The sequence below is a fragment of the Moraxella sp. CTOTU49097 genome, assembly GCF_032064105.1.
GTDB lineage: Bacteria > Pseudomonadota > Gammaproteobacteria > Pseudomonadales > Moraxellaceae > Faucicola > Faucicola osloensis_B.
Genome location: NZ_DAMBOA010000001.1, coordinates 68,347 through 82,773 on the forward strand (window position 1 = coordinate 68,347; position 14,427 = coordinate 82,773).

At 42.3% G+C, this 14,427-nt stretch carries 11 protein-coding genes; 6 read left to right on the forward strand and 5 right to left on the reverse strand.

The annotated features are described in order from the left end of the window. Nucleotides 1-6 precede the first annotated feature (6 nt). Both RT064_RS00370 and lldP read right to left on the reverse strand, forming a co-directional pair. Nucleotides 7-780 carry an FCD domain-containing protein gene (locus RT064_RS00370; protein WP_219331073.1) on the reverse strand — a complete coding sequence of 258 codons (774 nt, stop codon included), beginning with the start codon at nucleotides 778-780 and terminating at the stop codon, nucleotides 7-9. A gap of 13 nt (nucleotides 781-793) precedes the next feature. After that, on the reverse strand, nucleotides 794-2,500 hold the full coding sequence (gene lldP, locus RT064_RS00375; RefSeq protein ID WP_313060092.1) for an L-lactate permease: 1,707 nt from the start codon (nucleotides 2,498-2,500) through the stop codon (nucleotides 794-796). A gap of 541 nt (nucleotides 2,501-3,041) precedes the next feature. Between lldP and mdh the strand changes: the two genes are divergently transcribed. The 3 genes from mdh to dld all read left to right on the forward strand — a co-directional run bounded on the left by mdh (nucleotide 3,042) and on the right by dld (nucleotide 6,386). Beyond that, nucleotides 3,042-4,214 (forward strand): iron-dependent methanol dehydrogenase, encoded by a 1,173-nt coding sequence (mdh, locus tag RT064_RS00380; protein WP_313060094.1) that lies wholly within the window; start codon nucleotides 3,042-3,044, stop codon nucleotides 4,212-4,214. Between the two features lie 141 nt (nucleotides 4,215-4,355). Then, a complete protein-coding gene (locus RT064_RS00385) occupies nucleotides 4,356-4,655 on the forward strand; it encodes a hypothetical protein (RefSeq protein ID WP_313060096.1) in 300 nt (99 codons plus the stop codon). A 27-nt stretch (nucleotides 4,656-4,682) separates the two neighbouring features. Beyond that, on the forward strand, nucleotides 4,683-6,386 hold the full coding sequence (dld, locus tag RT064_RS00390) for a D-lactate dehydrogenase (RefSeq protein WP_313060097.1): 1,704 nt from the start codon (nucleotides 4,683-4,685) through the stop codon (nucleotides 6,384-6,386). A gap of 227 nt (nucleotides 6,387-6,613) precedes the next feature. Here dld and metF read toward each other — a convergent pair whose 3' ends face one another. Together metF and ahcY are read right to left on the reverse strand one after the other, a co-directional pair. After that, nucleotides 6,614-7,456, reverse strand: a complete 843-nt coding sequence (gene metF / locus RT064_RS00395) for a methylenetetrahydrofolate reductase [NAD(P)H] (RefSeq protein ID WP_313060600.1) — start codon at nucleotides 7,454-7,456, stop codon at nucleotides 6,614-6,616. Between the two features lie 167 nt (nucleotides 7,457-7,623). Further along, nucleotides 7,624-9,018: an adenosylhomocysteinase gene (ahcY, locus tag RT064_RS00400; protein ID WP_313060603.1), complete on the reverse strand. Its 1,395-nt coding sequence runs from the start codon at nucleotides 9,016-9,018 to the stop codon at nucleotides 7,624-7,626. Nucleotides 9,019-9,489: 471 nt separating this feature from the next. Here ahcY and RT064_RS00405 point away from each other — a divergent pair, with 471 nt between their 5' ends. Both RT064_RS00405 and RT064_RS00410 read left to right on the forward strand, forming a co-directional pair. After that, a complete protein-coding gene (locus RT064_RS00405; RefSeq protein WP_313060099.1) occupies nucleotides 9,490-10,299 on the forward strand; it encodes a hypothetical protein in 810 nt (269 codons plus the stop codon). Between the two features lie 163 nt (nucleotides 10,300-10,462). Next, nucleotides 10,463-11,920, forward strand: a complete 1,458-nt coding sequence (locus RT064_RS00410; protein ID WP_313060607.1) for an alanine/glycine:cation symporter family protein — start codon at nucleotides 10,463-10,465, stop codon at nucleotides 11,918-11,920. Nucleotides 11,921-12,048: 128 nt separating this feature from the next. On the opposite strand, the gene RT064_RS00415 is transcribed toward RT064_RS00410, so the two are convergent. After that, the gene (locus RT064_RS00415) at nucleotides 12,049-12,507 is read right to left on the reverse strand and encodes an Lrp/AsnC family transcriptional regulator (protein ID WP_313060100.1); all 459 of its coding nucleotides are present in this window, start codon (nucleotides 12,505-12,507) and stop codon (nucleotides 12,049-12,051) included. Between the two features lie 164 nt (nucleotides 12,508-12,671). Between RT064_RS00415 and leuA the strand changes: the two genes are divergently transcribed. Continuing rightward, the gene (leuA, locus tag RT064_RS00420; protein ID WP_065252483.1) at nucleotides 12,672-14,402 is read left to right on the forward strand and encodes a 2-isopropylmalate synthase; all 1,731 of its coding nucleotides are present in this window, start codon (nucleotides 12,672-12,674) and stop codon (nucleotides 14,400-14,402) included. The last annotated feature ends 25 nt before the right edge of the window (nucleotides 14,403-14,427 follow it).

A 14,427-nucleotide genomic window follows, 5' to 3' on the forward strand; every position in this document is an offset into this window, starting at 1 on the left:
TTAGTATTAAAAAACATCAGTGGCCAATCGGGAAACTCGCTGTCGGCGAGCCGTTGCCTCATCAATCTTGGCAACCTGTTTTATCACAAACTCAATATGCTCACCCACGGCTTTGCGAGCTAATTCACTATCACGCGCGATAATCGCATTCATCATTGCCATGTGCTGCGTATGTAAAGTTTCAAAGCCATAATGCTCGGTGTAAATTTTTCGCCGAGCTAATACCACGTTATGTCGCAGTAGGTGAAAAACATTTTTCATCATCTGCAACAATACCGCATTTTGGGAAGCTTCAGCAATCGCTAAATGAAAATTGGCATCGGCAATAGCGGCTTGTTCGGTATCGCCATGCGCCTGACTGTTTGCTAACTGCTCATAGTGAAAGCGGATTTTTTCAATGTCTTGTTTGCTGGCTCTTTGGGCAGCGTACCAAGCTGTGCCGCCTTCTAGTACAATTCTTGCTTCTTGCACATCAAGTCGATACAGGGGATCGGCATCTAATAACGGGGTTAAGGTTCGTAGTATCAAACTATCAGACAGCGCCACAAGGGGTTGGTTCTGTTTAATTTTTTGCACATCTTTGACAAACGTTCCCGACCCAATGCGACTTTCGGTAATACCGACACTATTCATCTGCTGTATCGCTTCACGCAGTGCGGTACGAGATACCCCTAGTCGCTCACACAAATGGCGCTCGGCAGGTAATCTATCGCCATTTTTTAACCCTTCACGGTCTATTAGCGAAATTAATTGTTCAATAACCTGCGTTGCAACCTTCATACCTTACCCATCATTACCCGTGTGGAATCATCCAAGGCACGACATAAGCTTGTAGCGTGATGAGCACGCCCATCATAATGGTAAAAATAATACTATGTTTGACGGTAAATCTGAACAAATCTGACTCTTTACCGACCAAACCTGTGGCGGCACAGGCAATGGCAATGGATTGCGGAGAAATCATTTTACCAGTCACACCACCCGAGGTATTGGCTGCCACTAACAACACCTCAGGCACACCAATTTGCTGAGCAGTGGTGGCTTGAAGGGCGGCAAACAACGCATTGGCTGAAGTGTCTGAGCCTGTCAAAAACACCCCTAACCAACCCAAAAATGGTGAAAAGAAGGTAAAAGCTTTGCCCGTGTGTGCCAATGCTAATGCTAATGTAGCAGACAACCCCGAATAATTGGCGATAAACGCAAACGCCAACACCATACCAATAGAGTAAATCGGGGTGCGTAGTTCTTTGACGGTCTCGCCAAACGTCGATAACGCTTCTTTAGGACGCATTTTTAGCATCACGATAGAGATAATCGCCGCGAGCACGATGGCAGTACCTGTTGCCGAGAACCAATCAAATTTATAAATGGCCGCATAGTCGGTAATCTTGGTGACGACTGGGGGTAGTTTTTGTACTGCATTGTGCAAATACGGCACATTGATACTCATCACCATATCGACTAATGCGCCATCAGGGTGACCATCTTTGCCTTTAACAAACAAATCTTTAAACGGCTTAATGCTCCACAACGACACCATCGCAGTCAAAATGGCAAACGGCATCCAAGCTTTGATGATTTGAGCGGGTGAGTAATGGGTGGTTGGCAACGGTGCTGATACGCTTGTGTCATCACCCATCTGATTTTTGCCATCGACTTGATTTTCAAAACGGAACACATGCTTGGGCTGCCACACTTTAAATAGCAACGTCAAACTAATTAACGAGGCAATAGCAGCGGTAATATCAGGCAACTCAGGTCCAATATAGTTTGAAGTCAAAAACTGCGCAATGGCAAATGACCCACCACCGACCACAATCGCTGGGAAGGTTTCACGAACCCCTCGCCATCCGTCCATAATCGCCATAATCCACACTAACACAATGGGCACAATAAAAGGCAACTGGCGTCCGACCATTTGGCTGATGGCATGGGTTTCTACCCCAGAGACTTGTCCTGCTACGATGATAGGAATCCCCATCGCACCAAAGGCAACTGGGGCGGTATTGACGATGAGGCAAAGTCCAGCGGCATACAAAGGCTTAAACCCTAATCCGACCAATAACGCTGCCGTGATAGCTACGGGTGCACCAAAACCTGCTGCGCCCTCCAAAAAAGTACCAAAGGCAAACCCGACCAGTAACATTTGTAACCGTTGGTCTTGGGTCAGCGATAAAATACTGGAGCGGATAATATCAAATTGCCCTGTTTTTACCGTCACTTTGTATAAAAATACTGCCCCGATAATAATCCAGGCGATAGGCCAAAGCCCATAGAAGAATCCATAAATCGCGGATGATAGCGCTAACGTCACCGGCATTTGATATAAAAATAGCGCAACAAGCAGCGCCAAAACAACGGTAATAGTGCCTGCGACACTACCTTTTAAACGAAATACCGCCAAGGCTAGAAAAAAGAAGATAATCGGGATGAGGGCAATGGCACTTGAAAGCCAAATATTGCCCATGGGATCGTAAATCTGTTGCCAATGTTGCATCATTTCCTCCATGAAATAATTGGTATTACCAAAATAGTCTGAGTGTCAATAATTGGTCAAATAATAAAGAAAATTATGCTTTAATTCAATTAAATTTTAAAAAAACAGCGATATTTTTTAGGTTTTTTGTAATTTGGTAATACCAGTTTGTGGTAGTAATGTGATTTATTGTGTAGATAGATACAAAAAAGCTTGGTGTTGAAGTCAGCAAAGTTTCAAGTTTTTGCGGTCAGAGTGGGTGATGAAAGCTACCCAGTATTTTGCTGTATGGTTGACAGCACAAGCCATGAGGGACATGGCGCCAGTAGAAGGCTGTATTTTTTCAAAAGCCATCAACTAAAATAACTTTTTGACTAAGGTAGGTTAATAGTAGGTAGAGCGCATTGGATGACTGAACTAAAATCAAGTCATAGTGATTTTATAAGAATATATTTTATAAAAATATATTAGTACATCTTATCTAGTTGTAATGATGACAAAAAACTAGGCGTACGAATAAAATTACTATATACCCTAACCATAAAAGATTAAAAGGAATTTAATCATGGCTTATAAGCAAATCTCCGATCAAACCAGTGGCTTTTTTATTCCCTGCGTATCATTATTTGGACCTGGCTGTGTCAAAGAAGTTGGCTCTAAAGCCAAAGACCTAGGCGCTAAAAAAGCGCTTATTGTAACTGACCAAGGGCTGAACAAAGCAGGTGTTCCAGACATTATCATTAAACATTTAAGCGAACAAGGTATTGATAGCTACGTATTTGCAGGCGCAGAGCCAAATCCAACTGACAAAAATGTCCACGATGGCGTCACAGCGTATCAGGATAACGGCTGTGATTTTATCATCTCATTGGGTGGTGGTTCGTCACATGACTGTGCAAAAGGGATTGGTCTAGTAACGGCAGGCGGTGGTCATATCCGTGACTATGAAGGTATTGATAAAAGTAAAGTGCCAATGACACCATTGATTGCTATCAATACCACGGCAGGCACAGCATCAGAGATGACACGTTTTTGTATTATCACCAATACCGATACCCACGTCAAAATGGCGATTGTAGATTGGCGTTGTACCCCACTCATTGCTATTGATGACCCTCGACTGATGACTGCCAAACCCGCATCTTTAACTGCGGCAACAGGTATGGATGCGCTAACCCATGCGGTAGAGGCGTATGTATCGACTGCTGCAAATCCGATTACAGATGCTTGTGCTGAAAAAGCCATTCGAATGATTCAACAATGGCTGCGTCAAGCAGTAGCAAATGGCGAGAACATTGAAGCGCGTGAGGCTATGAGCTATGCTCAATACTTAGCAGGCATGGCGTTTAATAATGCCTCGCTAGGTTATGTACATGCAATGGCGCACCAGTTAGGTGGGTTCTACAATCTGCCACACGGTGTCTGTAATGCGATTTTGTTACCGCACGTCTGTGAATTTAACCTGATCTCAACACCGGAGCGTTATGCAGATATTGCAGAATTTATGGGCATTGACATCAAAGACATGACTCGATCAGAAGCAGGTAAAGCAGGCATCAATGCAATTCGTGAGCTATCCCAATCGGTAGGTATTCCTACAGGACTAACTGAACTTGGTGTTAAACAAGAAGACCTTGCCATCATGGCAACCAATGCCCAAAACGATGCTTGTATGCTTACCAACCCACGCAAGGCAAATCATGAACAGGTCGTAGCAATCTTCGCAGCTGCCATGTAACATTGTAACAATCTAACATCAAACTAAAACAGACTCACAGCAGTAAAAAAGGGGACTTTAATAGTCTCCTTTTACATTGAGTGCTGATACAAAGCGCATAAATTTTTGCGTAAATTGATTAAAATATAGTAGCATACAGGGATGAAACAAAAACTCATCACTCGCTTAGACCACTGCCAATGCTTACGGGTAACCCAAGAAAGCTACCCGCTTAGCCATTATGCCAAGCCTCATGTAGCAAAAAATCTCCTAATAAAAAATCTAATAGCACAAATCAACGATAACCGCATCTACAAGCGAGCCACCGATGGTAGACGCACACTTGACCATCTTAACGCCATGCGCAGCCCTACTATCGAACACAATCCTATCTTTGATAAAACCAAAACGATTCACCTATTAACAAGTCAATACAATACAATCGTCAATAAAACCTCATGACCCATTTAATCAATAAGGATATTTATCATGTTAAAACAGTATAAGCCGACACTCGATAAGTTAACGAAGATCGTAGGGAAGTCTCATGTACTCATCGATGAACAAGATACCCGTCATTACCGACAAGGCATGCGTTTTGGTGAGGGAAAAGTGTTGGCTGTGGTATGTCCAGGTACTTTACTTGAACAATGGCAGGCACTACAAACCATTATTGAGGCAGATTGTGTGGTAATTATGCAAGCTGCCAATACAGGATTGACAGGCGGCTCTACACCTTATGGTGATGACTATGATCGTCCAGTCATCATTATGAGTACTCGGCGTCTACAAGGTATCCAAGTGATTTTAGATGGCAAACAAGTGGTGTGTTTACCAGGCGCAACTTTGGATAATCTTGAGCGTACTTTGAAACCCTATAATCGTGAACCGCATTCTGTAATTGGGTCATCATGTATTGGCGCTTCAGTTTTAGGTGGGGTGTGCAACAACTCAGGCGGCGCGCTGGTACGTCGTGGACCTGCTTATACTGAAATGGCGTTGTATGCGCGTGTCAATGAATCGGGTGAGTTAGAATTGATTAATCATCTAGGTATTGATTTAGGCAACACCGCCGAAGAAATACTCACCAGACTGCAAAAACAAGACTATGAAATGGGTCAGATAACCACGCAAACTACTCAGCTGGCATCAGACAATCGTTACGCGCATGACGTTAAGCAAGTCGATGCAGACAGTCCTGCTAGATTTAATGCCGATCCGACACGGTTATATGAAGCATCGGGGTCAGCGGGTAAAGTCTGTGTGTTTGCGGTGCGACTCGATACCTTTGAAAAAGTTGAGAGTAAGGTTTTTTATATCGGCTCAAATGACCATGATGACTTAACAGCCATACGTCGTTATTTGCTGACATCGTTACCCAGCTTGCCGATTGCTGGAGAATATATTCATCGGGATGCTTTTAGTATTGGTGCAAAGTATGGCAAAGATACTTTCTTGTTTATTGAACGTTTTGGCACGGTGAATATACCTAGAGCATTAGCCCTCAAAGATCGCATTGATGGGTGGTTGGAGAAAATAAAAATACGGGGTTTAACTGATCAAATTTTACAAGCTATTACCTTTTTCTTACCCAGTCATTTACCGCAGCGCATGCTAGCGTTTCATCAGCGTTTTGAGCATCATTTGATTCTACGAGTAGATGAGCAAAGCGCAGAACAGACACAGCAGTTTTTAAATGAGTATTTTGCCGTTCATTTTACTGGCTCGTATTTTGCCTGTACGGAGGAAGAAGGTCGCAAAGCTTTCTTACACCGTTTTGCCGTTGCCGGCGCGGCGATACGATATCGTGATACCCACCGAGCAGAGGTTGAGGATATTGTGGCATTGGATATTGCGTTACGACGTAACGATAGAGAATGGGTAGAAAAAATCCCCGCAGATCTAGAACAACATATGTTACATAAATTATATTATGGGCACTTTTTTTGTCATGTATTTCATCAAGATTACATTGTCAAAAAAGGCACTAATCCACTGGATATTGAGCATCAGATGTGGCAGCTGCTAGATGAGCGTAGAGCAGAATATCCCGCAGAACACAATGTGGGTCATTTATATGTTGCTAAGCCAGCATTAGCCAATTTTTATCGAAAGCTAGATCCTACCAACACCTTTAATGTGGGGATTGGTCACACTTCAAAGTTAAAATATTGGCGCAAACCTAACGCATGACGATATTTAACTAAGTAAGCATAATTAGGTAAGTATCCGACCATCAGGGCAATCGCACTATAAAATTTTATCGAACAGTAACTGCTCAAGATAAACTGTTTCAGATAAGCTGTTTAAGATAAGCGTTATTTTGCGATGCCCCAATTTTACGATGTTGAACAGACAGTTTAACATCGACATGCTCATTTTTTGTTTACTGTCAGATAGGGCGTAAGTTCTATCCGCACTTAAACCAATCCAAGCGCTTCAATCAGTTGTTTATTTGGGCTGACTTGGTTCATGCTGTAAAAATGCATTGACGGCACGCCTTCGGCAATCAAACGCTCACAGAGATTGACCACCACTTCAAACCCAAATTGACGAATGGCTTTTTTGTCATCGCCATAGTCGGCAAGCTGTTTGCGGATAAAACGTGGAATATCTGCCCCACAGCTATCGGCAAATCGAATCAAATTTGACGCATTGGTGATGGGCATAATGCCTGCGATGATCGGGAACTCATCTTGTGTCACCCCTTTTTTGCCAAGAGCATCACGCAGATATAGATAGCTGTCAGCGTTGTAGAAAAACTGGGTAATCGCTTCAGTCGCCCCTGCGTGGTATTTATTCAGTAAGTTTTGGATATCGGCGTCAAAGCTTTTGGCTTGCGGATGCATTTCTGGATATGCAGCGACTTTGATACGAAAATAATCCCCGCTATGCTCGCGTATGTATTTAACCAAATCGACAGCAAACGGCAGCTCGCCAAGACCCACCATACCCGATGGCAAATCACCGCGTAGCGCCACCAAGCGATTAATGCCTAACGATTTATAATAATCCAATAACTCGCCAATTTTGGCTTTATCATCGCCAATACAGGATAAATGCGGGGTGATGGGCGTGTCACTTTTTTCACTCAGCGCCTTAACAATACCTAAGGTACGCTCACGGGTTGACCCACCTGCGCCATACGTGACGCTAAAATATTGAGGTTTTAAAGCATTTAATTCATCAAAGGTTGCCAATAATTTGGTTTGACCGTCATCGGTCTTGGTGGGGAAAAACTCAAAAGAAAACGGCGTTGTCATGGTGGTCATCAAAGTATCCAAAATGATAAAAAATACCATCATTATAACGGGTATAACAGTAAAAAAATTGAATTTTTTGGCATAAATATTGAGTTAAACTGCATAAAAAAAGCCATGCCCATTAGCATGACTTTGATTGAACCTTTAACAAATAGTATTTCTAGTTATTAGTACTTATAGCTATCAGGTTTAAATGGACCTTCAACTGGCACACCGATATAATCGGCTTGTTGCTGCGTCAATTTAGTCAGTACCCCGTTAAAGCCTGCTACCATGGCTGCTGCCACTTCTTCATCGAGTTTTTTTGGCAACACTTTGACATATAGATTGTCCGCTTTTTTGTCCGCAGGCAAATCAGCAAATTTTTCTTTGAATAAGTGCATTTGCGCCAATACTTGGTTGGCAAAAGAACCATCCATAATACGTGATGGATGACCTGTGGCATTGCCCAAATTGACCAAACGACCTTCCGACAATAAAAGCAAGTAATCGTTTTCATCGTCTGATCGATATACTTGGTGTACTTGAGGCTTCACTTCCACCCATTTCCAGTTGTCACGCATAAACTGGGTATCAATCTCAGTATCAAAGTGACCAATATTACAAACCACTGCGGTGGCTTTTAAGGCTTTTAACATATCGCTATTACAGACATGGTAGTTACCAGTGGTAGTGACCACCAAGTCAGTATCTTGCATAAGGGTATTGTTGACACCTTTGGCAGGGTCACCTTCCACAAATGGCGAGACCAATTCATAGCCATCCATACAAGCTTGCATACCACAAATCGGATCGGCTTCCGTCACTCGTACTACCATGCCTTCTTGACGTAGGCTTTGCGCAGAACCTTTACCCACATCGCCATAACCGATAACAAGTGCACGACGACCCGCTAACAGCATATCGGTACCACGTTTGATGGCATCGTTTAGGCTATGACGACAGCCATATTTGTTGTCATTTTTTGATTTGGTCACTGCATCATTGACATTAATGGCGGGTACTTTTAACGTGCCCGCATTTAACATTTCAATTAGACGATGTACCCCTGTTGTTGTCTCTTCTGAGATACCGTGAATGTTGTCGAGCATTTGCGGGTAGTCGTTATGAATTAGCGCCGTCAAGTCGCCGCCATCATCTAGAATAATATTGGCATCCCACAGCTTGCCCGTGGCTTCACCGCCTTCAAAAATCTGCTGGCGTAGACACCATTCGTATTCTTCCTCAGTTTCGCCTTTCCAAGCAAATACAGGAATACCGGCTGCTGCGATGGCGGCAGCGGCATGGTCTTGGGTTGAGAAAATATTACAAGAAGTCCAGCGTACTTCAGCACCCAGCGCCACGAGCGTTTCAATGAGGACAGCAGTTTGGATGGTCATGTGGATACAGCCCACAATCTTGGCGCCTTTTAAAGGCTGCTCGGCTTGGTAGCGTTGGCGTAAGCCCATCAAAGCAGGCATTTCAGTTTCAGCCAGTTTGATTTCTTTGCGACCGTAGTCGGCAAGGCTAATATCGGCAACTTTGTAATCAGAAAAATTTGAATCGGTAGAATTGGTAGACAGGGACACTGCGTCCACTCCTTAATAACCAGTAAAAAAAGTTAAAGTAAAAACGCAGATGCCGTTATTTATTTTGTATTCATTTTGGTTAAAATACAAAAAACGAGCCTAGCGCAGGCAAGCGAATATAAATTAAGCGAACCTTAAGCTGCAGCATCTCTCGATAGGCGTATTGTAAAAAAAATTAACATAAAAGTCATTCTCTTAATTGCAACATCAACTTAAGTCTTTTAAAAAAGCAACATTTTTGATAAAATATTACACTTCATCCTATGTAATTACATAAACATATAGAAAAGTTATACAAAATTAAAAGACATTGCTGAAAAATTACGTTTTAATATACCTAAGAGAAACGTAACAAAATATGTCAACTAATTTACTTTTTCTTTATATATCATTCATCGCTTGAAAGTCTTTTAGATTTTTAAGAGAAATGGTAAATTTACTTTATCCTGTCCTTAGGAGATTTATATGAAAGTTTTGAAATTAGCTGCTATTCCTGCTGCTTTAATCGCAACTTCTGCTTTTGCTGAAACTGTAGTTGTTGACCAACAAGTTGTTGCACAGCCTGTTGCGGTATCTACTACTACCTACGATCCAAACGCAGGTGTAGTAAAAAACACAACAACTCAATTAGTTACTGGTACTAGAACGTTTTTTGATACCGTAACACATCCAGCAGCTATCAGTGCCGAAGTAGGTACTTTAGGTTATGGTGCTAATATTGGTTGGGCACTAAACGATAAAACTGAACTTGTAGCTGGTTGGGCTGGCGGCGACATTGGTGATTTAAAAGACACCATTGAAATTGAAGATGTTGAATATGATTTAGAAACAGATTCAAGCAATCCGTATCTTGGTGTGAATTTACGCCCAGCTGGAAATTGGTTTACTGTTGGTGTTGGTACCATTTTTGGTGACAATGAAATCACTTTGAAAAAACAAGCAACTGAAACCAAACCAGTTAAAATCAATGGTAACACTTACTATGGTAACATTGAAGCGTCAGCTGAAAATAAAAACACTTTGAACCCATACTTAACTATTGGTTTCCGTCCTAATATCACTAATAACTTTGGTGTATTTGGTGAAATCGGTGCAGCTTATACTGGTGGCTTAAAAGTGACTGATGCTAAAACACGAGTTCTAGATACCAACGGTGAAGAAATTACAAAATTTGATAATAATCGTCTAAAATCTGACTTACAAAATGATTTGGATGATTCAAATTATTCAAAATGGTACCCAATCGCTAAAATCGGTGCAACTTACCGTTTCTAATTTGTTAGCGTAATCTGTAGGAAAAACGACACTTTTGGTGTCGTTTTTTTTTGCCGAATCATTGCCAGAAGTTTGCTTTATTGATACTATCCGCTATCAATTTTTGAGGCGGGATTTGTTGATGTATAACAAAGATTTAGCTTGCTTGGCGCAAGCAAGTGTGATGGATAGCATTCATTGTAGTGTCAATATTGTTAGTTCACCTATGTGGGATTGGTTGGTGTGGATTCTGATTTGTATTGGCGTGTTTTTTACCGTCATGACAGGGTTTGTTCAATTTCGTTTATTTGGACATAGTGTCAAGAATTTGCTGGCTAGCCGAAGCACCGAACATCACGAGCATAGTGAGAGTATCTCATCGTTTCAAGCGTTTATGACAGGGCTGGCGAGTCGTGTCGGCACAGGGAATATCGCAGGGGTTGCTATTGCCGTAAGTGTTGGCGGACCAGGTGCGGTATTTTGGATGTGGTTTATTGCCTTGATTGGGATGGCATCGGCGTTTGCTGAGTCGTCACTGGCACAGTTATTTAAGGTGCGAGATGCCAATGGGCATTTTCGAGGTGGACCTGCTTACTATATCCGTCAGGGTTTAGGGCAAGGTTGGCTAGGTGTGGCGTTTGCAGTAAGTCTGATTTTGTGTTTTGGCTTGGTTTATAATGCCATTCAAGCCAATACCATCGCCCAAGCGGTACAATCGGCGGTTGGTTGTACGGGCGATAATACCTGTGCTTCATGGGGAACGGGTAAGCATGTGGTAGCACTATTGTTGGTTATCATTTCTGCACCGATTATTTTTGGTGGGATAAAACGGGTTGCCACCATTTCAGAAATGCTAGTGCCTGTGATGGCAGGGGTTTATCTGCTGATGGCGTTGTATATTATTGTGACCAATATCACCATGATTCCGCAGGTATTTAATTTGATTTTGACCGATGCCTTTACGTTTAATGCGGCAGCGGGTGGGGCGTTAGGCGGTTTGGTATCGCAGTCGATGATGCTTGGAATTAAGCGGGGTTTGTATTCTAACGAAGCTGGCCAAGGCTCTGCCCCTAATGCCGCTGCTGCTGCGGATGTGCCTCATCCCGCCACACAAGGCCTTATTCAAAGTTTGGGCGTTTTTGTGGATACCATTATTGTCTGTTCTTGTACCGCGTTTATCATTTTATTATCAAAACTACCCACCGCTGATTTGACAGGGATTCAATTGACACAAGCCGCGTTAGAAAGTCATGTGGGTTCATGGGCGCAAATTTTCCTAGCGGTAGTGCTGTTTATGTTCGCTTTTTCGAGTATTATTGGCAACTACGCCTATGCCGAAACCAATGTGCAATATCTTAAGAATCATCCAATGATTTTAAATATATTTCGTATTTTAGTGCTAGCATTTGTGTATTTTGGTTCTGTGGCTGAAGTGCCTATGGTGTGGGATATGGGTGATTTGATGATGGCGATTATGGCGTACATTAATCTTGTCAGTATCGTGCTGTTGTCAAAATATGTGTTTATTTTGGCAAAAGATTATTCCGCTCAAATCAAATCAGGTGTTAAGCATCCTGTTTTTAACATCAATAAATACCCCGCCATGAAAGCCAAAATCACATCGGGAATTTGGGAAAAATAACGATTAGACAATAAAAAAAGCCGTTGGTTATCAATGGCTTTTTTATTGTTTGGCTGGGTAACATAAGCGAGACCAATAAATAGTGTTTCTCTTTATTTATAGGGTTTAAAACAGCCTTTAACACCCAATCAGATGATTGATTTTTCAAACACTTGCCGTAATTCAAAACTGGTATGCACTTGTGCGATACCTTCAATACGGTTTAGACGATGCAATAAAAATTCTTCATAATGCGCCATATCTTTGACCAAAGCTTTGATAAGATAGTCTTCGCTACGCCCTGTCACAATACTACAGCTGACCACTTCAGGGAATTCTCGTAGTTTTTTTTCAAAATTGCTAAAGCGCTCTGCCGTATGTTTATCCATGCTAATGGCAATATAGACTGACAGTTGATAACCTAATTTTCTAGGGTCGGTGGTGATACTATAACCCGTGATAACACCTGAATCCTCTAATTGTTTGACTCTGCGCGCACAGGGGGTAGGACTTAAGTTTACGCTTTCTGCCAATTCAAGGTTACTCATGCGTGCATTTTCTCGTAATAGCGCTAAAATTTGTCTGTCTATTTTATCTAATGAAGCCATAGTAAATTCTCAGGATTAGTGATTTTAACTACACACTATAATTGTAGTAGCCAAAAATATCAAATTCTAGGTATTTTATAGCAAAATTTGGTTACTTCAACTACAAAAAAATAGATATAATTTCATCATAAAATTTTAAGCAAAATTAAATTTGGAGAATTAGCATGTCAATACAACCCAAAAACGCGGCTTTTAATCATAAAAAATACCAACCCTTTGCATTTGCACCAAAGATGACACAGCGTACTTGGCCCGATAAAACCATCACCAAAGCGCCCATATGGACGTCGGTGGATTTGCGAGATGGTAACCAAGCCTTGATTGAGCCGATGAGCATTGAACAAAAAATGCGCTTCTTTGACTTGTTGGTGCAAGTGGGTTTTAAAGAAATTGAGATTGGTTTTCCATCAGCCGCGCAAGTTGAGTATGACTTTACCCGCAAATTAATCGAAGGCGGACACGTACCCGACGACGTGACCTTGCAAGTATTGGTGCAGGCACGCGAACATTTGATTCGCCGTACCTTTGAGTCGTTAAAAGGTGCCAAACGTGCCATCGTCCACGTATATAACTCAACCTCAAAAGTGCAGCGCGAAAAAGTGTATCAAAAAGATTATGATGACATCATTGCGATTGCAGTTGAAGGCGCGACATTGTTGCGTGATTTGGCAAAAGAATACCCTGAAACCGAATGGATTTTTGAATATTCTCCTGAAAGTTTCTCACAAACCGAGGTCGATTTTTCGGTCAAAATCTGTGATGAGGTGTGTAAAGTTTGGCGCCCGGACTTAGGTCAGAAGGTAATCTTTAACTTGCCATCAACCGTAGAGAGTTCAACGCCTAATATTTATGCCGATCAGATTGAATATTTTTGCCAAAACTTACCCATGCGTGAGCATGTGATTGTGAGTCTTCACACCCACAATGACCGTGGCTGTGCTGTGGCTGCCAGTGAGTTGGGTTTGATGGCAGGGGCTGACCGTATTGAAGGCACGCTTTTTGGCAATGGCGAGCGCACAGGCAACATGGATATTATGGTCATGGCGATGAATATGTATAGCCAAGGCGTAGACCCACAGCTTGATTTTAGTAATATGAGCGAAATCGCCCAAGTGGTGAGTGAGTGTAATCAGTTGCCGATTCATCCACGCCATCCTTATGTAGGCGAGTTGGTATTTACCGCTTTTAGCGGCTCGCATCAAGATGCCATCAAAAAATCGCTAGATTATAACGAGCAAAATGCCGAAGCCACCCAAGGCTTATGGGATGTGGCGTATTTGCCGATTGACCCTGCTCATATCGGACGCGGCTATCAGGATGTCGTGCGTATCAATAGCCAGTCAGGGAAAGGCGGTGTTGCTTATATCTTGCAACGTGACTTTGGTTTTCATTTGCCGCGTTGGACGCAAATTGACTTTAGCCGTGTCATTCAGCAAGAAGCCGAAAGTCGCCAGACAGAGTTGACATCAGATGATGTTATTAGCGTGTTTGAAAACACCTATTTGAACCAATCTACTTTGGCATTGCAAGATTATGAAATCAAAAACACGGCTGGCTCAGTAAGCTTTACAGGCTCTGTGCGCATGGGGGATGATATCATAGACGTCGTCGGTAATGGTAATGGTCCGTTGTCTGCCTTTATCAATGCCATCTCCGCCAAATTGAACAAAAATATTCACGTTATCAACTATGCAGAGCATGCGTTAACGGTTGAAAGTCAAAGCCCGCTCACCCAAAACAACAGTGATGCCAATGCCGTTGCTTACTTACAGTTAAATATTGAAGGTGAGATTTATTCAGGTATCGGCACTTGCTCAAGCACTGTATCAGCGATGTTAAAAGCCGCCTTGTCTGCGTTGGCACAAGCGCAGATTGCAGATACTGAACATCATTAATTAGCTTTTATAAAGCGCAAAATTA